The 21296-nt window shown below is 44.8% G+C and carries 17 protein-coding genes; 7 read left to right on the forward strand and 10 right to left on the reverse strand.

What is annotated here, in order from left to right; all coding sequences use genetic code 11:
- Positions 1-471: 471 nt before the first annotated feature.
- A complete protein-coding gene (gene nox / locus ACOMA8_RS01410; protein ID WP_161898050.1) occupies positions 472-1803 on the reverse strand; it encodes a H2O-forming NADH oxidase in 1332 nt (443 codons plus the stop codon).
- A gap of 383 nt (positions 1804-2186) precedes the next feature.
- On the opposite strand from nox, the gene ACOMA8_RS01415 reads away from it, so the two are divergent.
- Positions 2187-2819 (forward strand): pentapeptide repeat-containing protein, encoded by a 633-nt coding sequence (locus ACOMA8_RS01415; protein WP_161898049.1) that lies wholly within the window; start codon positions 2187-2189, stop codon positions 2817-2819.
- Positions 2820-2989: 170 nt separating this feature from the next.
- Here the strand turns inward: ACOMA8_RS01415 and ACOMA8_RS01420 are convergent, their stop codons facing one another.
- Positions 2990-3895, reverse strand: coding sequence for a magnesium transporter CorA family protein (locus ACOMA8_RS01420; RefSeq protein WP_161898048.1), 906 nt, complete (start codon positions 3893-3895; stop codon positions 2990-2992).
- Between the two features lie 131 nt (positions 3896-4026).
- The gene (locus ACOMA8_RS01425; protein ID WP_421367805.1) at positions 4027-4686 is read right to left on the reverse strand and encodes a deoxynucleoside kinase; all 660 of its coding nucleotides are present in this window, start codon (positions 4684-4686) and stop codon (positions 4027-4029) included.
- A gap of 337 nt (positions 4687-5023) precedes the next feature.
- Between ACOMA8_RS01425 and mvk the strand changes: the two genes are divergently transcribed.
- The 4 genes from mvk (at position 5024) to fni (ending at position 9477) form a co-directional block, all read left to right on the forward strand.
- Positions 5024-5989 carry a mevalonate kinase gene (mvk, locus tag ACOMA8_RS01430; RefSeq protein WP_421368245.1) on the forward strand — a complete coding sequence of 322 codons (966 nt, stop codon included), beginning with the start codon at positions 5024-5026 and terminating at the stop codon, positions 5987-5989.
- 39 nt (positions 5990-6028) lie between these two features.
- Positions 6029-7003 carry a diphosphomevalonate decarboxylase gene (mvaD, locus tag ACOMA8_RS01435; protein WP_421367807.1) on the forward strand — a complete coding sequence of 325 codons (975 nt, stop codon included), beginning with the start codon at positions 6029-6031 and terminating at the stop codon, positions 7001-7003.
- 174 nt (positions 7004-7177) lie between these two features.
- Positions 7178-8254, forward strand: coding sequence for a phosphomevalonate kinase (locus ACOMA8_RS01440; protein WP_161898045.1), 1077 nt, complete (start codon positions 7178-7180; stop codon positions 8252-8254).
- 182 nt (positions 8255-8436) lie between these two features.
- A complete protein-coding gene (gene fni / locus ACOMA8_RS01445; protein ID WP_421367809.1) occupies positions 8437-9477 on the forward strand; it encodes a type 2 isopentenyl-diphosphate Delta-isomerase in 1041 nt (346 codons plus the stop codon).
- Positions 9478-9574: 97 nt separating this feature from the next.
- Here the strand turns inward: fni and ACOMA8_RS01450 are convergent, their stop codons facing one another.
- From ACOMA8_RS01450 to tgt, 6 genes are all read right to left on the reverse strand, one after another.
- A complete protein-coding gene (locus tag ACOMA8_RS01450; RefSeq protein ID WP_421367811.1) occupies positions 9575-10066 on the reverse strand; it encodes a hypothetical protein in 492 nt (163 codons plus the stop codon).
- Positions 10067-10260: 194 nt separating this feature from the next.
- Positions 10261-11424, reverse strand: a complete 1164-nt coding sequence (locus tag ACOMA8_RS01455) for a hypothetical protein (protein ID WP_421367814.1) — start codon at positions 11422-11424, stop codon at positions 10261-10263.
- A gap of 216 nt (positions 11425-11640) precedes the next feature.
- Positions 11641-14247 (reverse strand): bifunctional acetaldehyde-CoA/alcohol dehydrogenase, encoded by a 2607-nt coding sequence (adhE, locus tag ACOMA8_RS01460; protein ID WP_161898470.1) that lies wholly within the window; start codon positions 14245-14247, stop codon positions 11641-11643.
- Between the two features lie 254 nt (positions 14248-14501).
- Positions 14502-14774: a post-transcriptional regulator gene (locus ACOMA8_RS01465; protein ID WP_421367817.1), complete on the reverse strand. Its 273-nt coding sequence runs from the start codon at positions 14772-14774 to the stop codon at positions 14502-14504.
- 63 nt (positions 14775-14837) lie between these two features.
- On the reverse strand, positions 14838-15185 hold the full coding sequence (yajC, locus tag ACOMA8_RS01470) for a preprotein translocase subunit YajC (protein WP_161898472.1): 348 nt from the start codon (positions 15183-15185) through the stop codon (positions 14838-14840).
- A gap of 132 nt (positions 15186-15317) precedes the next feature.
- Positions 15318-16463, reverse strand: a complete 1146-nt coding sequence (tgt, locus tag ACOMA8_RS01475; protein WP_421367820.1) for a tRNA guanosine(34) transglycosylase Tgt — start codon at positions 16461-16463, stop codon at positions 15318-15320.
- A 282-nt stretch (positions 16464-16745) separates the two neighbouring features.
- On the opposite strand from tgt, the gene ACOMA8_RS01480 reads away from it, so the two are divergent.
- Positions 16746-17462 carry a DUF975 family protein gene (locus ACOMA8_RS01480; RefSeq protein WP_161898474.1) on the forward strand — a complete coding sequence of 239 codons (717 nt, stop codon included), beginning with the start codon at positions 16746-16748 and terminating at the stop codon, positions 17460-17462.
- A 234-nt stretch (positions 17463-17696) separates the two neighbouring features.
- Entirely contained in the window at positions 17697-18440 is a 744-nt protein-coding gene (locus tag ACOMA8_RS01485; protein ID WP_161898475.1) for a DUF975 family protein, read from the forward strand.
- A 151-nt stretch (positions 18441-18591) separates the two neighbouring features.
- On the opposite strand, the gene ACOMA8_RS01490 is transcribed toward ACOMA8_RS01485, so the two are convergent.
- Positions 18592-21240, reverse strand: a complete 2649-nt coding sequence (locus ACOMA8_RS01490; RefSeq protein ID WP_161898476.1) for a cation-translocating P-type ATPase — start codon at positions 21238-21240, stop codon at positions 18592-18594.
- Positions 21241-21296: the final 56 nt, after the last annotated feature.

A 21296-nucleotide genomic window follows, 5' to 3' on the forward strand; every position in this document is an offset into this window, starting at 1 on the left:
GTTCCAAAAGCGTTCTTGCTGTTTTACCAACCGGGGTTTTCGCTTTTTTAAATTTCTTCTGTTGAAAATCCCCGCTTCATTAAAAACAGCAAACTACGAAAAACTGTGCACATCTTTCATTTCGCCAATTTCACAAAAACCGGCTCTGTACAACAATGGCTAACCCACTACTGAAACGAATCTCTGCCCTTTGAAAAATGCGAATTCAAGCAGCTCTTTGGTCCTGGACAATTTGCATAAGACACTCGCACAACGATATACCTTCAAAAGACACCTTTATTTCCCCCTAAATTAAACCCAAGTAAAGCAGTTTTCAACATCAAAAAAGAACGGGACACTTTTCCCTGAAGGCAAAAAAGGATTTCACACACCCCTCCTAATGAATGCTGTGTGAAATCCTTTTAGTATTTAGAAGAGATTTTGTCTCCTCTTCGTTTTATTCTCGTTGTCTTGAAATATGTTTCAAACTGGTTATTCTGCCTTCAAAGCAGCCATTGTAATGTAGTTGTAAGGTTCGTTGAAATGCGGTAAGAAGAACAGATCCAACAGTTTCAATTCGTCGATAGTTACCCCTTTAGCAATAGCCAATGAGAACATGTGAATCCCCATTGAAATGTCTTCAGTAGAGGACAATTGCGCACCTACAATCCGGCGGCTGTCTTCTTCATAGACGATTCGAATCTTCACTTTGGCATTGTCTTCCATAAAGGCTGGGCGTTGCAGTGCTTCATGATCCGTGTACTTCACTTTTAGGCCATTTTTTTCGGCAGCTTCCACTGACAAACCAGTAGATACCAAATTCAAGCCAAAGATTGAAATCCCATTTGAGCCTTGGACACCTTCTGATTCGACTGGTGTGCCACCGATGTTGTAGCCAGCGACGATCCCAGTACGAACAGCATTGGAAGCCAAAGCGATATAGGTCGTTTTTTGCAGTGCGTTGGAGTAAATTGTGGCACAATCACCTACTGCGTAGACAGCTGGATCGCTGGTTTGCTGGTGCCGATCCACCAGATAAGCACCATTAGCAAACAACTCCAGGTGGTCTTTGCCCAGTTCAGCATTTGGACCAAAACCGATAGCATTGATTACCATGTCTACTGGATACTCACCGGCATCTGAAACAACCGCTTCTACACGATTAGTTCCTTTGTATTCACGAACCAATTCACCGAAATGCAGGTCGATTCCATGATCTGCCAAATTCTTGTCCATGTCGTCGGTAAACCAGGTATCGTAGTAGCTTGGCAGCGAGCGGCCAGCTGCATCAAACAACAAGACGTTTTTGCCGCGGCGTTTTGCCGCTTCAGCGATTTCCACACCGATATATCCGGCACCGATAACTGCCACCGTTTTGACACTGTCTTTTGAGATTTCACGGTCAACGGCTTGGCCTTCTTGGAAAAGTTTCAAAAAGTGAATGCCTTCCAAATCACGTCCAGGGACATTTGGGGAAATTGGTCGAGAACCAGTCGCCAAAACCAGCTTGTCGTAAGATTCTTCGACTTTTTCACCATCTTTGGTAACGCCATAAACTTTTTTACCTTCAAAGTCCACTCGATCCACAGAAGTTTCCATCAAAATCTTAGCGCCTTTTGCTTCAAAAGCTTCTTTATTCGTATAAAACAGGCCTTCGTACCCATCGATTTGGCGGCCAACCCACAGCGCTGTGCCACAGCCTAAATAGCTGAGGTTGGTGTTGCGATCAATCAGCACCACTTCTTGATCTTTGAAATTGTCTAACAAGGTATTGGCTGCCGCAATCCCAGCATGGTTGGCACCGATAATAACAGTTTTAGTCATTGTAATACATCTCCTTAGATTTGAATTCGCTCTCATTCTAACGAGGAATTGTGCAAAAGGCGACAAATTTGCTTGTGAATCTGACGAGAAATCAAATAAACGGCGTTTCTTTATAAACCACTATTCTTACAGGATTTATCAACAACCTTGAAAGGCCGGCATCCATTTACTTTCACAAGACAACATGTCACCGGGGCGTGATTCTTGTTTTCTTGATAGTGAAAAAACGAACAACTAGACTGATACAGGTTAACCATTCAACCAATACACAAAGACACCTTTTTATCAGGAGTCGTCGGACTTCTTCGGCTCTTTGCGACTTTTCATGATAGACTGGTTCCAACAGGTATTTTCACAAATTTCACGGTAAGGAGCAGTCTAAAATGAAGAAAAACTCCCGGATTCTGCCACCACAAATTCAAGAAACAGAACTTGCAGATTTTCAGCCCCAAGACGAAGAAACTTTTGAAAATCTTAAATTTCTCGAGACTAATCGAAGCCGATCCATCGTTAAGAATCTGATTATCCGCCAATCTAGTCTAGAGAAGATTACAATGACCAATAGTCGCCTGGAGCGCTTTGAAGCAGCCAACGTTATTTTCGAAAAATGTGATCTTTCCAACAGCGAACTCCTCGGCGCCAGCATCCATCAGGCGGAGTTTCGTCAATGCCGCCTCATCGGTACCAACTTTTCTGAAAGCTGGCTGCGGGATGTCCGCTTTGACGATTGTCTTTTGGACTATGCATCTTTTGCAACTACCAACCTGAAAAGTGTCGCATTTACCAACAATCGGCTGCGCTTCGCCGAATTTTACGATATTGATTGGCAAAATCTGCAACTGACAGAAAACGACCTTCATGATACCGGTTGGCTGCGAACACAGCTCAAGGGGCTAAGCTTTGTTAGTAATCGTTTTGAACGAATCGGTATTTCCGCCGATCAGTTGCGCGGCTTGACGGTAGAACCCACACAAGCACTGATCATCGCTGCTGGGCTGGGATTGATTATAGACTAGCCACCGCAGGCCAGGACCGCTTGACAGCAGAACAATACACTAGTAGCCATCACAACTACCCAGCAGGTTTTGTTGCCAACAAAAAGACTCTTGTTACCAACAGAACAGCCTTTTATCTGCATTCAAAAAAACAGCAGCTAACTTTGCGTCAACTACTGTTTTTTTATCGTTCATCGTATCCGCCGCCACATTGCGACTAGCATCCACACTGCTAAAATGAGGCTGATCAACATGGCGATTGCCCAGCCAAAGACTGAGTTGGAAAAAGGAAGTGGGACATTCATCCCGAAAAAGCCGGTGACGATAGTCGGTACGGTTAATAATAATGACCAGACTGTCAAAAATTTCATAGTGTCGTTTAGGTTGTTGTTCAACAGATTGTTGTAGGCACCGGAAAGCTGTTCCAACACTTGAGAAGCCAGTTGTGTCATCTCCACTGCTTGTTTGGCTTCAATCAGTGCGTCCTCCAACTGTTCTTTTTCATTTTCCTGCAGCCGATGATAAATACTTTGCGCTTGGATCTGATGCAATAAAACGGCATTTTGCTTAGTAGCCGACACCAGATAGACCAGCCCAATTTCCAAGTCACTCATGGCAATCAGATTTTTATTGGTGGTTTTCTCCCGCAGGCGTTGATTTAAACGGCTGCGTTGGCTATTCACCTCTTCAATCAGTGGGAAGAAGGCATCACTAATTACAAATAAAGTATGAAACAACAAGCTGTACTCACTTTGGCGAGAATTTTTGTGGAGCAGACTTTCCATCAACTCATGGACATATTGCGTCCGAGCCGTCGTAAATGTGAACAGCCGACCTTCTTTGATGATGAAGGTCATAGGACTGGCTTCGTAATGATTTTCAACTTTCTCCCGATGAGGCACATTGAAGATCAATAAAAATGCCTTTGTCTCGGTATCGTACTCCACACGAGCCCGTTCGTTTTTATCTAATGAGTAAGTCAGCATCTCATCAGAGATCTGATAGCGTTCTTGTACCAGGCGAATTGAAGCGACATCATGGCCGTCTACTTGCACCCAACTAGAAATTCCATCATTGAAACTGCGGATTTTTTCCATTCCTTGCCCCTCCTGCAAACATCGCAGCCAGCCACAGAAGCGGTCTTTTGCTGCATCTCATTTTATTATAACAGTCCTGAGTTTTACTACCAAAAAAAGACCACTGCCTTTTTCAGACAATGGTCAACTTTTTATCCCACCGGATGCAAGTTACGCACTTCTGCCAGCTTGTCATCAATCAATTGCAGGACCACTTTGGCAGCAGCCGGATCTTCTACGAAATTCAGCTCGTCACCGTCAATCTGGATCTTCGGGCTCTGATCGTAAGCTTGATACCAGTTATCATAACGGCTGTTCAATTCTTTATAGTAATCGTACAACGTTGGATCATAATCCAGCTGCTCATACGGCCGATTGCGCTTTTGAATACGAGCAAGCATCGTTTCAAAAGAAACTTTGATGTGCACCAAAAGATCCGGGTGCTTTTTATGAGCCGCATAAGGCAGCTCTTCCAACATATTACTCAACAACTCGTCGTAAACTTTGACCTCAGTTTCAGTTGCTCGTCCCAAATCAGCATTCAGATGAAACAACAAAGAGTCTTCATAAATTGAGCGATCCAACACGTTGTCTTCATTTTGTAGGGCTTGTTTAATACTGTCAAAACGTTTATTTAAAAAATAGATCTGCAGCAAAAAAGCATATTTGTTGGGATCCGCATAAAATAGCGGCAGCACCTCATTGTTGTCTACCGATTCGTAAAATGCTTCACTGTCCAGATGATTGGCGATCATCTCTGTCAAACTTGATTTGCCTGCACCTATCGTCCCTGCTAATACGATCACAGCCATCGTCCTCCAACTCTCATTCTTTTGTTTATTGTGCCCTTTGCAAAAGTCACTTGGACCACTATAACGCAGAAAAGCTTTTATGGTCAACTCAAAGAATAGGCTGCTTTTTCGTAACAGATTCTCTCTAAATAATCCATTTTAAAGGGGCAAAATCAGCAAAAAGCAACACTCTTTCCCAAAAATTGTTTAAGAAAACAATGGAAATCTCAGCATTTTTTCTGAAACTATTAACGAATCAGGGAATATTTAGTAGAATGGGGAAGCGAGGAAAATGACAGTTTTGTCATGTTTCCAAAAAGACGAGCAGACTTGGGGAGTAACCCTCCCGCAAATAATCATGATTGAGGTGCCCAACGTGAAGGAGATCGCTACTGGTCAAGCAAGCGGCAAGATCATATTGATGGGAGAGCATGCGGTCGTTTACGGAGAACCGGCGATTGCAATGCCCTTTTCAGCTACTCAGGTAACCGCAGTAATCCGCCGTTCACAGGAGGATTTTTTGGACTCTGCCTATTTCACTGGGCCTTTGACACAAGTCCCCCAGAGCCTGAATAATTTAAAAGAACTAATTTATATGCTGCGGCAGGACTTTGCTGCTCCACCGCTTTTGTGTACCATCACCAGCACAATCCCTGCCGAACGAGGCATGGGCTCTAGCGCTGCTGTGGCAGTAGCGGTGACACGAGCCTTTTTGGCCTGGCAACAAGTAGAAGAAACGCCGGCGGGACTGCTGCATTACGTGAACCAATCTGAAAAAATCGCCCACGGTAACCCCAGCGGCATTGATGCAGCGGCTACCAGCGGCACTGAGCCAATCCTCTTTGAAAGGGATAAACCCTTCCATGCATTTCCATTAAAGCTGGACGGCTGTCTAATTGTCGCCGATACTGGTGTTAAAGGCAAGACTCGGGATACCGTACGAGATGTTGCTAGTTTGATGACAACAAATCCCCAGCAAGCGCAACGTGCGATTCAGCAATTGGGTGACCTCACTCGCCAAGCCAAAGAAGCTATCTCAGCCAACCAAGCCCGTTATTTGGGTCTATTGATGAACGAAGCCCATACTCTGTTGCAAAGTCTCTCTGTCAGTGATCCTACGCTGGATCAACTGGTGCAGGTGGCGCGCCGCAACAACGCCTTGGGTGCCAAACTGACTGGCGGCGGCCGCGGCGGTTGTATGATTGCCTTAGCCACAGATGCCCACAACGCCGCCATCATTGCCAATCAACTGAAAAATGCCGGGGCAGCTGCCACCTGGATTCAGCGTCTTGGTTACACACCAGCGGTTCCTGTCTCTCTTTAAAGTACCGCTACCACATTATTTTACGAGGAGTCAAAACCCATGCACGAAGGACAAGCCAGAGCTTACACCAATATTGCTCTGATCAAATACTGGGGCAAGAAAAATGAAGAATTGATTTTACCCATGAACAACAGTCTCTCATTGACACTAGATGCCTTTTACACCGAAACTTCCGTCAGCTTCAGCAGCCAGCTGCAAGCTGACACTTTTGTGTTGGATGGCAAATTGCAAGAATCTGCGGCGACTGCCAAAGTCAGCCGCTTTCTAGACCTCGCCCGTGAAGCTGCGGGGACACAACTGCGAGCAACCGTAAAAAGCACCAATTTTGTCCCCACTGCAGCTGGTCTAGCTTCTTCGGCTAGTGGTATGGCCGCGCTTGCAGCTGCCACTAACGCAGCACTAGGTTTAGAACTTTCTGACAGCGATCTCTCACGCCTAGCTCGACGGGGCTCCGGCTCAGCTTGCCGCAGTATTTTCGGCGGCTTTGTAGAGTGGGAACAAGGGGAAGATGACCAAACCAGCTTGGCGCACCCTGTCGCTTCTGATTCTTTCGAAGACGACTTGGCTATGCTTTTTGTCTTGATTAATGACAAGCAAAAAGATGTCTCCAGCCGCGACGGGATGCGTCGAACAGTAGCGACCTCCGCTTTTTATCCCGGTTGGCTGCAAAGTGCGCCCCAAGATTTGGCAACTTTAAAAGCAGCCATCGCCCAAAAAGATTTCACTACTCTGGGTGAGACGACTGAAGCTAACGGCCTAAAGATGCACGCTACTACTTTAGCAGCTGTTCCACCATTTACTTACTGGTCACCACAAAGTCTGGTAGCTATGGATCTAGTGCGCAGTTTGCGGGCTCGCGGCAGCGAATGCTATTTCACGATGGATGCCGGTCCCAATGTTAAAGTTTTATGTCGCCGCCAAGACGAGGCTTTCATCAAAGCGGCTTTTGCCGAAATCTTTACACCAGAGCGACTGATTTTGGCCCACGCTGGTCCTGGCATCCAATATTTTTAAAACTACGCCTGCGCTAGTTTCCTAGCACTTATGTAGGCGACGATTAAAACCAATGCTGTTGACTCTTTGCTGCCACTTCATTTATCAAAAGGGCACTCGATTAAACCCGCGCAGTTTGGGAACAGTTCGTGGTTTCTTCACTTCAGCCAAATTCACAACTAAGGAGTTCTTTTCATGATTGAGATCTCAGTACCGGGAAAATTATTCATTGCTGGTGAATACGCCGTCGTTGAACCCGGCCATCCAGCCGTGATTGTCGCGGTGGATCAATTCATCACAGTCACTGTCAAAGCTGCGACGGGCAGTGGCAGTATCCAATCCCAACAATACAGCGAGCTGCCTATCAAATGGACGCGTCGTCATGATCAGTTGGTGCTGGATGTGCGGGAAAACCCGTTCCACTACATTTTAGCTGCCATTCATTTAACCGAAAAATATGCTCAAGAACAGGGCCGTTCCCTGTCATTTTATGATTTGAAAGTCACTAGCGAACTGGATAACTCCAATGGCCGCAAGTACGGTCTGGGTTCCAGTGGGGCAGTGACTGTCGCCACTGTTAAAGCACTGAATGCTTTTTATCAGTTGGAGATGGACCGCATGACCATTTTTAAACTCTCCGCTTTGGCTCACCTGGAAGTCCAGGGCAATGGTTCTTGCGGAGATATCGCCGCAAGCTGTTACGGTGGTTGGATTGCCTTTTCCACCTTTGATCCCAACTGGGTCAAAACCGCCCAAGACCATCTCACCATGACGGCCCTCTTGGAAGCGGATTGGCCAGCATTGATGATCAAACCTTTGACCGTCCCCAAAAATCTGCGGCTTTTAATCGGTTGGACCGGCAGCCCGGCTTCCACCAGCGATTTGGTGGATCGTGTTCATGAGTCAAAAGAACATCGCGCTGAGCGTTATCAGCAGTTTCTAACAGACAGTCGAACCTGTGTTGAAGACTTGATTCGCGCTTTTCAAGAAGAAAAGGTGCCCTTGATCAAAGAAAAGATTACTGAAAATCGGGCGCTTTTGAACCAACTGACAAAGATCACCGGTGTTGTAATTGAGACGCCCGCTCTGAAAACCATGTGTGACTTAGCAGAGCATTACCAAGGAGCTGCCAAATCCTCTGGTGCTGGTGGCGGCGATTGCGGCATTGTGATTGTCGACCAGAAAACAGGGATTCTTCCTCTGATGAGCGCATGGGAGACATCTGAAATTACACCGCTGCCGCTTCACGTTTACAGCTATCCACAATACTAAAATTCCAGGCTACCACAACCACACCGTCGAATTAAAAAGCCGCTCAGTTTTGATTTGTTGGCACTTGTTTCAAAGCAGGACTGCTCCCAAATCAATACCGGCGCTAAGACGGACAGCTTCTTCCGTTTAGCCCGCCCACTGTCTCACTTGTGAGACAATATTCTGACTGGAGGTCCCGCCTTATGAACCGCAAAGATCAACACGCCGCTTTGGCCAATGCCTTTTACCAAGACGGCCCCAACGACTTTGATTTGATCCGCCTATTACACACCGGCTTTCCAGAAATGGCGGTGGCAGAGACCGATCTGACCGTCGACGTCTTGGATACTACCTTGAGCACCCCTTTTTACATTAATGCGATGACCGGTGGCAGCGAAAAAACCCGCGAGTTGAACCGCAAGCTGGCCGAAGTTGCCAAAGCCTGCGACCTGATGATGGCTACCGGTTCTGTCAGCGCTGCTTTAAAGGACCCCGCCACTGCCGACAGCTTCACGATTGTGCGCGAAACTTACCCTGATGGCTATCTACTGGCAAATATCGGTGCCGGTGTCAGCGTTCCCGATGCACAGCGGGCCGTGGCTCTCTTTGATGCGAATGCGCTGCAAGTCCACGTCAACGTGCCTCAAGAGTTGGTAATGCCAGAAGGAGATCGGGACTTTCGTGGCTGGCTCACCAATATAGAGGATATTGTCAATCACATCGAAGTCCCGGTAATCGTGAAAGAAGTCGGCTTTGGAATGACCCGGGAGACAATCCAACAGTTGGTGAATATTGGCGTCACAGCCATTGACGTCAGCGGTCGTGGCGGCACCAGCTTCACTCGCATCGAAAATGCCCGTCGCCACGAACATGAATTGGATTATCTGACTGACTTTGGCCAATCTACGCCAGAATCTTTGGTAGAAGCCTTAGAAGTCCCCCAAATTTTCGATTTGTTGGCTTCTGGTGGTATTCGCAACGCCTATGATATTTATAAGTCACTGGTTCTGGGTGCCCGAGCTTGCGGAGTCTCCGGTACGATTCTCCATACTGTCAGCAAAAAAGGCGTTGAAGCGGGTATTCAGCAAGTCGAAGCGTGGAAAGCACAGTTGCGTCTGTTAATGACTCTCACTGGCCAAAAAGACCTCAAAGACTTGCGGCATGTTCCTGTGACTTTTTCTGGCAATCTATTGCAGTGGTGCCACAACCGCAACATCGACATCCGCAAGTACAGTCTTCGCTGAGGACATTTTCATGCTTCAACAGCTAGTCTGAATAAAAAAAGACCCCTCAGTAATTTGAGCGCACAGGCTCATTGCAGAGGGGTATTTTCTATTCGTTCTAACGACCAAACAACTTTTTGAAAAAGCCTTTTTTCTCTTCGGCAGGTGCTGTCGTTGGCGCTGTTGGCGCTTCAGTCACTTTGGAAGCATCCAACACCAGATCTTCTTCTTGACGCAATAAGTTATTTAACTCAATCATTCCCTGGAGGCTCATGGTGATGCGCCGAATATCGGCATTGTTTAAGCCATATGCTTCAGCAGCGGTCTTTTTCCCTTCGTCAGAACTCAGCTGGGCAATCACAGCGCCAATTAAGCCCACTTGCTCTCGCAATAACGCTGCCGAACTGATATCACCAAAAATCGTTATATTCGTAGGTTCTTCCAAGTAAGTACATACGGACAACCCATTGGAATAATCCCGCAGATCATTTATCTTTTCTTGATATTCCAGCTGTCCGTAGACCGGGTCCTTTTCCAGGCCTCGAGCAAGACGGTTCAAAATTTCCTGTGATTGGTGCAAACTCGCTATAGCTTCTGCTAATTCTGACAACGATATGACCTCCTGTATACGTACCCAAACAGCTGTCTTCAATAAATTTTTCGGCTGCTTTGGTCATTCTGAATTTTCCTGTTCTTATCATAACACATCAGCAGCATTTTTTTCGAAAACCTTTTCACAGGGTAAAATTTCTCTAAACTTGCTCAAAACTGATTTTTTACCGCTAAAGGTCTTTTACGCTATTTTCATTGCAGTGTTTTACGATTAAACTTTTCTTTTGCAGGAGCAAAGACAAGCTGTTCCTGTCGATCTTTAAAATTAGCCAACAACAGCAATAAAACCAGCAATACAAAAAATACCAATAATCCTTTTTCCCAACTGACAAGTGAGCTATTCCACGGATTTTCCATCAGGATCAGCTTTGGCAAATCAAGGTAGCTCATGGGCAGAAATTGTGCAATGCGAACATCTAAAAGCCCATGAAGTTCCGGAAATAGTGACGGTAGCAAAAGCCCACAAAGGATCACGCTCTGAAGCAAAAAGTTACGGGTAAAGCGCACCAACACACTGGAAACTGCCCCTAAAAAGAAAATCCCCATCACAATCGACAATCCTGATCGCCCCAGATAGGCTGACACACTCATTTGCTGAATCTTTTCTTGATGGTCTCGGTAAAACAGTGGATACTGCCAAGCACCCAAACCGTCATTGATGACAACAAACAAACTGACTGCCATAAATGCGGCGGCGATCACCGTCAAACACAAAATCAAGATCATTTTAAAGCGGCGTCGCTGAAGACTCCCCTCCCACTGTGACAATTGCCGTTTTTCCCATTGGCGCCACTGCCCGTTAAACTGTCCCTTGGTAAAGCAGTTGGCCATAAACAAGCCACAGCTTAAGAAGAACACGCCACCAGGAATTTTATTGAAAATATTAGCTAAATAATTCAACAGCGGCAAGCGATCTGCATAGGTAATATCAATCCGCTTTGTCCCTGTGTGTTCAACGAAATACTCCAATTCCGCAACTTTTAGCTCTTGTTGTTGAATCATTGGCGAGTGAGGATTTGTGGTCCGCAGTCCAATTAGATGACTTTGAGCTAGGGCTGCTTCCTCCATCACAGCTGAGCGATGCCAGCCATGTTCCAGCTGCTTTTTCAGATTTTCCAATAGTTGCTTCTCGTTTTCTAAGCGTTCTGTGACATATTCAGGAGCCCCGTCAGATTGCAAAACTGCCAAAGCTTCATTAGTCACCATAATCTGGGCTCGGGTCCCTTCGATTTTATGCTCCACAGCTGTTGGTGCATCCATCAGCTGACTGATATAAGGCAGGACTAATAATGAGAAAATGACTGTAAAAAATACAGCTAGCCTCTCTCCAGTCTGCCAACGCCATTTGCCCTTCATTTTCCGTCACCTCCACAGCTTCTCAAGCATAGTTTAACAGATAAAATGAACAATACCTATTTTTAAACTCACTATTTTATAATAATTCACACATTTTAAAACTTGTATTTACTCTCAGGCCGAGATTTCTTCAGTCACACGCAAAAAACCACCCCACAGCTGCTAAGAAGCTGCGGGGTGGTTGGAAGTACCGTATTTCAGTTTTGTAGAGGAAACTTACGCTTTCACGTTGTAAGCTTCGATGATGATCCCTTTCAATTCAGAGATCAATGGTTCTTTTGGATTGGCACCTGTACATTGGTCTTCGTAAGCCAATTCAGCCATACGATCTACCGTTGCATCCAATGTTGCTTTCGTTACGCCTTGCGCTTTGATGCTCATTTCGATGCCAACTTTTTTACCCAATTCGTAGACAGCAGTCGCCAAAGCTTCAACCAACTCTTCAGTTGTTTCACCTTTCAGACCCAAGAATTTCGCAATGTCAGCGTAGTCAGTGTCTGCGCGGAAGAAGTCATATTTAGGGAACATCGCATGTTTTTGAGGATCTTTCGCATTGTAACGGATGATATGCGGCAACAAGATTGCATTGGTCCGTCCGTGAGGGATACCATATTCCCCACCGATTTTGTGAGCGATAGAGTGACAAATACCCAAGAAAGCATTGGCAAAGGCCATCCCAGCCATTGTTGATGCATTATGCATTTTTTCACGAGATTCCATGTCGCCGACTTTCACGGATTTTTCCAAGTAGTCGAAGACCAGCTTGATTGCTTGCAGGCTCAGGCCACGAGTGTAATCAGAGGCCATAACAGATACATAAGATTCGATAGCATGAGTCAAGACGTCCATCCCAGTGTCTGCTGTTACAGAAGCCGGTACTGACAATACGAATTGAGGGTCCACGATGGCAACATCTGGGGTCAAGGCGTAGTCAGCCAATGGGTATTTCACATGTGTTTCGCTGTCAGTGATAACGGCAAACGGTGTTACTTCAGAACCGGTACCAGACGTTGTAGGGATACATACAAATTGTGTTTTCACTGCTTTTTCAATCTTGTAAGTCCGTTTGCGGATATCCAAGAATTTTTGTTTTGCGCCGAAGAAAGAAGTATCTGGGTGCTCATAGAACATCCACATCCCTTTGGCAGCATCCATTGCAGAACCGCCACCCAATGCGATGATTGTATCTGGTTGGAAATCAACCATAACTTTTGTACCAGCGTAAACAGTGTTAGTTGAAGGGTTTGGTTCAACATCTGAGAAGATTTCAATCTTCACGTCGTTTTTGCGGCGAGCCAAAACTTCACGTACAGTATCCGCATAACCGAATTGCACCATGCCCGGGTCACAAACGATCATTACCCGTTCAACATTTTCCATTTTTTCCAAGTACAACAGAGAGTTCTTTTCAAAGTAAATTTTTGAAGGTAATTTGAACCATTGCATATTATTTCTCCGTTTCGCGATAGTCTTCACATTGATCAGGTTAATAGCTGATACGTTCTTCGATACGGAGTTGCGGCCGTATGACCCACAGCCCAGTGTCAATGAAGGAATCATTTCGTTGTAGATATTCCCGATACCACCTTCAGCTGAAGGAGTGTTGACCAATACACGACAAGCTTTCATCTTCAAACCGTATTGCAATTGCAGGTCTTCGTCTTCTGTGTGGATTACTGCTGTATGTCCCAAACCGCCCAGTTCCAGCATGCCTTGAGCCAATTCAAAACCGTGTTCGTGGTTTTCAGCTTTCATCATTGCCAAGACTGGAGACAATTTTTCGCGAGACAATGGGTAATCAGCACCCACGCCTTCCAATTCAGCAATCAGCATTTTAGTCCCTGCTGGAACTTTGATGCCTGCCAATTTTGCAATTTCAACTGCCGGATGACCAACGATTGCAGGATTAACTGCGTATTTGCCTTCGTTCATTACCGCATCTTCCAATTTTTGCAGTTCAGATTTCTTCACTACATAACATTGGTGTGCTTCGAATTCTGCTTTTACTTCATCGTAGATTTCTTGGTCAACGATAACCCCTTGTTCAGAAGCACAAATCATACCGTTGTCAAAAGTTTTTGAAACGATTACGTCGTTGACTGCACGTTTGATTTTTGCTGTTTTTTCGATATAAGCCGGCACGTTACCAGCACCTACACCCAACGCTGGTTTACCAGTTGAGTAAGCAGATTTTACCATGCCAGGACCACCAGTTGCCAAAACGATTGCCACACCTGGGTGGTTCATCAATTTTTGTGTCGCTTCAATTGATGCATTTTCTTTTTCAATCCATTGAATACAGTTTTCAGGCGCCCCTGCTGCAATGGCTGCATCGCGAACGATACGAGCTGCTTCAACAGAACAAGCTTGTGCTGATGGGTGGAAAGAGAAGATTACTGAGTTTGCTGTTTTCAGTGAGATCATCGCTTTGAAGATTGTGGTAGAAGTCGGGTTAGTAGTAGGAACTACTGCACAGACAGTACCGACAGGGCCAGCAACTTCGATCAAACCTTTTTGTTTGTCTTCGTTGATTACGCCGATTGTTTTATCGTGCTTGATAGAGTTCCAGATATATTCAGACGCGTACATGTTTTTGATTGCTTTGTCTTCGTAGATTCCACGACCAGTTTCTTCAACTGCCATTTTCGCCAAAGGCATGTGTTGATCTAACGCAGCCATTGCCATTTCGTGAACAATATGGTCAACTTGCTCTTGCGTGAAGTTTTCCATTTGTTTTGCAGCTGCATTTGCTTTGGCCGCCAGTTCGTCGATTACTGTATCTACATCTACAGTCTTTACGTCTTTTTCCAATGTCTTAGCCATTGTCATCCTCCTATATTGTGGACCGTGTTTTCTTTGTTAACTATTTCACACACCGAATAATACACGAAAGAATCTGACTTGTAAATAGTTTTGTGTGAACTTTTTCACAGTTTTTTTAAAAACCAGAAATTTGGCGTTATATCAAGGAATTCAAAAGGTTGTCAGATAAACAAAGAAAGCATTTACACCTCTTTTTCGGCGTAAATGCTTTTTTTTTAACTTTTTTTACGTTATAAAAGATTGCGCATGTTTTCTCAAAATAGATCTGAAAGGTCTCCTAATTCAGATAAACTATTTTGATGAGTCCGAATCTTAATCTGTTGATAATCAAAAAAATCATGGGGTGTGATCAATGCCAGCAGTCTTTTTTGCGTCTTGTGAGTTAGTGCTTGTCTTTTTGGCCAGAGATACTCCTGACAGTATGCCCACAGTTCTTCTGTTGTTACTTGGGGATAGCCTGATTTGTGGAATTCAATAGCTTTCCGCTTCAAAACACCGCCGAAATACCACCTGTCTGTCAGTCGCATCTGTACACTCCTCTTCAAAGTTAAAAGTTAAAAGTTAAAAGAAAAATCCTGCACAAGGCAGGATTAGTCTTTGTCGTTTTCGGTGATATCTTCTTCTGCAGCTTCTGTCTTTTCAACAGTTGCTTCAGGTACGATTTCTGTTTGAACAGTGTCCGTTACAGCAGTTGTTCCGGGTTTAACTGTTTTGACAGCGGATTTCTCAAATTCCAGGTAGATGCCTTCGCAGTCCAAGACAACTGTTTTGTCGTTGACTTCTGACAACACGCCGTGCAGTCCGCCAATCGTAATCACGTCATCACCGGCTTTCATTGCGTTCAATGTGTTTTGACGTTCCTGTTGTTGTTTCTTAGTTGAACGTGACATGAAAAACCACATCACACCCACTAAGACGATAGGGATCAGTAATTCCATAAAATATTTCACCTCAATTTTGATTGTTTACATAGTACAGCCAACCGTATTAAAGAAACCGGTTCCCGCTGTAGTGTACAAAAAACACTATAACAAAGATTCGCCATTTTCACTATGATTTTTGTGTGAAGTTTAGAAACTTTTGGCGTTTTCTTTATTGAATCCGTATTCTTCAAAGAAGGCTTGGCGGAATTCCAAAAGATTATCATCCATAATTGCTTGACGCACTTGCTTCATCAAATTCAACAAAAAGTACAAGTTATGATAAGAAGTCAAACGGATTCCAAAGGTTTCATCACATTTAATCAGATGACGAATATAGGCGCGGCTGTAATTACGGCAAGTATAGCAGTCGCATTTTTCATCAATTGGCCGGAAATCATGGGCATACTTCGCATTTTTTACTACTAAACGTCCTTGTGAAGTCATACAGGTCCCGTTTCTAGCAATTCGTGTTGGCAATACGCAGTCGAACATATCGACACCGCGAATGACACCGTCAATCAATGAATCCGCTGCCCCTACACCCATCAGATAGCGGGGTTTGTTTTCTGGAATCAACGGCGTAGTAAATTCCAAGACCCGATTCATTTCGGATTTTGGCTCACCTACGGATAACCCACCGATAGAATACCCAGGAAAATCCATGCCTACTAAGTCCCGGGCACTTTGTTTACGAAGATCTTCGAAACCTGCCCCCTGGATGATGCCAAACAATCCTTGACGATCCGGATTAGCGTGAGCTTTCAAGCCTCGTTCTGCCCAACGACTGGTACGCTCAACTGACTTTTTAACATAGTCGTAGCTTTCATCAAAGGGCGGGCACTCATCAAAGCTCATCATAATATCCGAGCCTAATTTATTTTGAATGTCGATAGCCTTTTCCGGAGACAAGAACAACGGTGCACCATTCAAGTGATTTTTAAAGTGGACACCCTCTTCTTCAATGTTGCGCATGTCTGCCAACGAGAAGACCTGGAAACCGCCAGAATCGGTTAAAATTGGCTGGTCCCAGTTCATGAACTTGTGCAGTCCACCGGCTTCGGCAACCAGATCTTCTCCTGGTCGCAACCACAGATGATAGGTGTTGCTGAGAATGATCCCTGCTCCCATCTCCTTAAGTTCTTCCGGCGACATAGTCTTCACTGTTGCCAGCGTTCCTACCGGCATGAACATCGGTGTCGGGAATGTTCCATGAGGCGTAATGATTTCTCCCAAACGTGCTCCGGTATGTTTTTCTTTTTTTATCAAACGATAAGAAATGGCTGGTTGCGGCATTTTTTACCCTACTTTCATATATGTCTTCCACCGAACAGACCACACTGTTGTCGGTGAGTGCTCTTCAACTCACCTATCATACTGATTCACTGACAAAAAGTAAATAGCACAAAAGTTTTCTTAATAAATCCTGTGAAAGCTGGCATTTTCGCGAGTTTTCATGAATATTTATCATTCAAGCCCCGGCAACAGGAATTTTCGACAAATCTGCTATACTGATAATACAGTATGGAGATATTTGTCCATACATTAATTAACTTAAACTAGAAAGGAGCAAATCATATGAAAACCAGAGCTGAACTGAAAAACGAAGCCAAATCTATTTTGGCTGGACGTTGGAGCAAAGCTGTACTACTTAACTTAATTCCGACACTTATTCAGATTGCCGTCTTGCTGATATTATTAATTCCTGTTTTTATCGTTGCCTCAAAATTTGATTGGCCTAATTTTGCTAATCAAATGGGTGATGCGCTTTCCGATCAATCCGGCAATACTGGCAGTAGCGGTGGTAGCCTCGTCGGATCTATTATCGGTGCATTATTTGCCAGTGGGATTAATTGGACCTATCTGGAACTCTTGCGGGGGCAACGCAACGATATTGAACCTTTGCCTAATGCCTTGCGAGCCTTTTCTGGCAAATTCTTTGTAGGTATCTTATTGATCACTTTGTTATCAGCAATCTTCCTAAGCCTGTGGGCCCTTTTACTTGTGATTCCAATGTTTGTCAAATACTATTCTTACTCACAAGCCACCTATGTCTATTATGATATCGTGGAACGAACTGGCCAACAGCCCCGTGCTTTAGACTGTATCACCTACAGTCGCAAGCTGATGGATGGTCACAAGATGGAACTATTTTTACTGGATCTAAGTTTCATTGGTTGGTACATCTTGGCAGCCATTCCTTTCTTCTTAGGCTACCTGTGGCTGAATCCATATATCTCAGCTACAAAAGCCGCCTTCTACAACAATCTTCCCAACGAAGTCATCTTAGATTGACTTCGTTAAAAAAGCCTGGCAGGTGTTTCCTGTCAGGCTCTTTTCGTTTTCTTTGACTAACCCAGTCTTAAATATGAAATTGATTTCCAACAGTCTGCGTGCTTGTTTTTTTAGAAGGATCATCACTAAGGTTATTCGAATTCCGATACAAGTGTCAAAAGCACTGGGATTTGCTATACTCAATCTAGCGACTTACAAACAGTCGCCAGCAATGTGTTAGGGAGGGAAAACTTTATGAATGACCAATTAAAATCTCGAAAAGAATTGAAACAAGAAGCTAAAAATGCCTTGGCTGGACGTTGGGGCGGCGCAATTCTAATGACGCTGGTACCCGGTCTGATCATCATCGCAATCATTATGATATTAACCGTCCCCGTGACGGTGGGTACGCTGCTATCTTCTGACTATCTGGACTCTGTCGTTCAAAGCGATACTCTTGATACTGCCTTTGTCTTGGCACTTTCGGCACAGTTTGGCAAGACATTTTTGATCTCACTGTTAGCTGGGCTACTTCAGGTAGTGCTGGATTCTGGAACGAATTTTACGTTTCTTGATGCTATCCGAGGCCGCAAAAATGAACCTTATCAAGTTATCGATGCCTTTCGCTGTTTCCGTTCCCCTTATATCTGGGGATTAATCGCAACGATGCTGTTGATCTCGATTTTCAGCTATCTATGGACCCTCCTCTTTATCATTCCTGGTGTAATCAAATCATTTGCTTATTCTCAAAGCTATTTTGTTTACTACGATATTTATGAAGGAACTGGTGAAAAACCCGGTGCGTTGGAATGCATCACGGCTAGTCGCAACTTGATGAAAGGCTACAAATGGAAACTCTTCGTCTTGCAGCTAAGCTTTATCGGTTGGGGCATTTTAGCCAGCATCACTGTTATCGGTATGCTATGGTTCATTCCCTATTACAAAGCGACAATGGCAGCCTTTTACAATGCTCTGCCTAACGAAGCAGATAGTTATTAAGCTGTCCCATCACTCCTTTCCAGTGATAACTAACGAAAAGACAAGCCACTTTCCCTAAAAACGGTGGAAGAGGCTTGTCTTTTATTAGCTCACGTTTGATGAGGTGTACTCTAGAGGATGATTCAACGATTGTCGCCATCCTTTTTGATTATTACGCTTCTTTTGGTTCTTCTTCATCTGCAGAAAAATGAAATTTAATCATCTCATTAACGAAAATCGGTACAATGGACAAGATTCCAACCAGCATCCAATGATTCAGGCTGATGTGTACCAGATTGAATAAGGCTTGTGTCGTTGGAATCAAGGCGATTGCCGTCGTAATCACTACCGCCAGCACTGCCATCTCAAACAATGACTTGTTGCTGGCAAGTTTTACTTGGAAAATCGAGCGGCTACTACGGACATTAAAGACGTGTAAAATAGACGAGTAGGCCAAAACTAGAAAAGCAACCGTTTGTCCAACTTCTGGAGAAGCAGGCACCCAGTGGCTGATGCTATCGACAAAACGACCGATATAATAACCAAACAAGGCGACAACTGTGAAGCTCGTTGCATTAATAGCAATTTTCTGCCACAGACCTCTAGCAAAGACGCCTTCATTTGAAGGAATTGGCTCCTGATCCATAATTCCTGCTTCTGCCGGCTCGCGACCAAGGGCAAAGCCCGGAAGTCCATCTGCCACGACATTGACAAATAGCAGCTGGACAGCCGTGAATGGCGCTCCCCAGCCTAGTAACATGGCAATCAAAACAATAAAGATTTCTGAGACATTGCAACTCAGTAGAAAATTGATTGCCTTGCGAATGTTTTGATAAACCGTTCGACCTTGAGCGACAGCATCCACGATAGTCGCAAAATTATCATCTGTCAAAATAATATCCGCCGCACCCTTGGCGACATCCGTCCCGGTAATTCCCATAGCACACCCAACATCGCTGGCATTCAAAGCCGGCGCATCATTGACGCCGTCTCCTGTCATAGCTACTACTGCTCCTGTTCGCTGCCAAGCTTTGACGATGCGAATCTTATCTTCTGGGGTCACTCGAGCGTAAACTCGCAGATCTTTGACTTTGCCATCTAACTCCTCGTCTGTCAATTGCTGCAGTTGGGTGCCGCTGATGGCCTGCTTTTTATTGCTTAAAATCCCCAGTTCTTTCGCGATGGCACTGGCGGTAACGACGTGATCGCCGGTAATCATTACTGTTTTGATACCGGCTTTTTTGGCTTTCGCGATAGCGCCCTTACTTTCCGGTCGTGGCGGATCAATCATTCCAATCAGACCCATTAGCTGCAAGTCTTTTTCTAAAAACTCCGAAGTCATCTCACTGGGTTCTTCATCAAAGACGCGATAGCCGACAGCGATAACCCGCAGCGCTTTTTTACCAAAACGATCATTGACGATTGCCGCCTGATCAACATCTCCAAAACGAAAGCGAGGTAACAATACATCGAAAGCTCCCTTAGTGACAGAGAGGTATTTTTTCCCTTTTTTATGGAGGGTAGTCATCATCTTACGCTGGGAATCAAAAGGTAATTCCCCGATACGGACATATTCCTCATCCAGTTCTTTTTTAGTATGGTAATTTTCTTCAAAAGCTCGTACAATCGCCACCTCTGTAGGGTTGCCGCTGTAGTCATTTTCTCCATCTTCGTTAATATCCACTAACACATCTGTACACAATGTCGCGATTTTCAGGACTTCCATTGCTTCATCTGTCATTTGGTCTTCCACATCTGTCACCACGTCTCCGTGAGTCCAGACCCGCCGTACCCGCATCTTATTTTGAGTCAAGGTTCCTGTCTTATCAGAACAAATGACACTGGCCGTCCCCAGTGTTTCAACAGCTGGCAAACGTCGGATGATGGCATTCTTTTTGGCCATCTTCTGGACGCCGTAAGCCAATGTCAAAGTCACAATCACCGTCAAGGTTTCCGGCACCGCAGCAACCGCCAAGGAAACTGAAGTTAAAAACATTTCCAAAATATCTTCATTTTGCAGATATCCTAGCAAAAAGACCACCGCTGCGGCTGCCAAAGCTAAAATGCTGATGCGCTTGCCCAGTTGATCCAAGCGCTTTTGTAATGGTGTAGTTTGACTACCGCCTTCTCCCAATAATCCGGCAATCTTCCCCATCTCAGTCTGCATCCCAGTCGCAGTTATAATACCGCGTCCACGCCCGTTAACTACCGTGCAACCTTTAAAGATCATGTTTGCCTGATCCCCAAGAGGCAGCTTTTGGTCGGCTACAAAATCGGCCGCTTTTTCTACCGGCTCACTTTCCCCAGTTAACGCGGACTCCTCAACACGCATTTGCGAAGTTTGCGTTAGCCGAGCATCGGCTGTAACCATCGACCCGTTTTCCAAAACCAGCAGATCTCCCACCACCAGCTTTTCGGCATCGACTTCTATTTGCTTGCCATCACGAATCACCAGCGCCGTCTGCTTATTCATATCTTGTAAAGCGGAGAGCGCTTTTTCAGCATTGCCTTCTTGAACAATAGCTAAGACCGAATTGATAATCACGATTGCAATAATCAACAGCCCTTCAAAATAATCACCGTGATCTGTAGCGACTGCAGTATAAAAGGAGATGGCCGCTGCCACCAATAAAACGATAGTGGTAAAGTCCGTCAAGCTGTGGAGAACCTTTTTGGCTAAAGGCTCCTTCTTCTCCTCATCGAAGCGATTGGGGCCATTTTTTTCTAAGCGTTTGTTGGCCTCAATTGCCGATAATCCTACTTCAATTTGTGAAGAAATCAACTCTTCTGTTTCATGGATTGTTTTTTTATAATACTCCATGCACATACCTCCTTATATTATTCCAGTGCTGCCTTTTCCTTTCTACTATAACATGA

It is taken from the genome of Enterococcus infantis (assembly GCF_049166715.1).
GTDB classification, from domain to species: Bacteria; Bacillota; Bacilli; order Lactobacillales; family Enterococcaceae; genus Enterococcus_C; species Enterococcus_C leclercqii.